The organism is Rhodosalinus halophilus (assembly GCF_003298775.1).
Taxonomy (GTDB): Bacteria; Pseudomonadota; Alphaproteobacteria; order Rhodobacterales; family Rhodobacteraceae; genus Rhodosalinus; species Rhodosalinus halophilus.
Genome location: NZ_QNTQ01000079.1, coordinates 1 through 309, shown reverse-complemented (window position 1 = coordinate 309; position 309 = coordinate 1). Strand labels below are relative to the sequence as shown.

Annotated in this window: 1 protein-coding gene; it reads right to left on the bottom strand. The window is 71.8% G+C overall.

Annotated elements, in window-relative coordinates; genetic code table 11:
* The coding region (locus DRV85_RS19755; RefSeq protein ID WP_338066979.1) for a CAP domain-containing protein at positions 1-96 on the bottom strand (96 nt) is incomplete at its 3' end.
* Between the last annotated feature and the right edge of the window lie 213 nt (positions 97-309).

Genomic DNA, 309 nt, shown 5'->3' with positions numbered 1-309 from the left:
CTCGCTGTGGTCCTCCGCCGAGGCGTTGAGGCGCAGCTCGAGCTGCAGCGGCGGCAGCCCGTTCGCCGCGCGCTCGGCGTTGATCAGCTCCAGCATCAGCCGTTCGAGATCGCTGGCCTGCGACATGTCGCCCATCCCCTCGCCTGTTCTCGGGGCGAGCAATGCTACGGCCGACCGCGGCCGCGCAATCCCGCCCCGCGACGGCCGGAATCATTCCGCCCATTCGGGCCCTCGCTTGGCGAAAGCTTGCCGAAAACAGGGCGCCGCACCGGGCGCCGGCCGATCACTGCCTGCGGCCGGGCTCCTCGC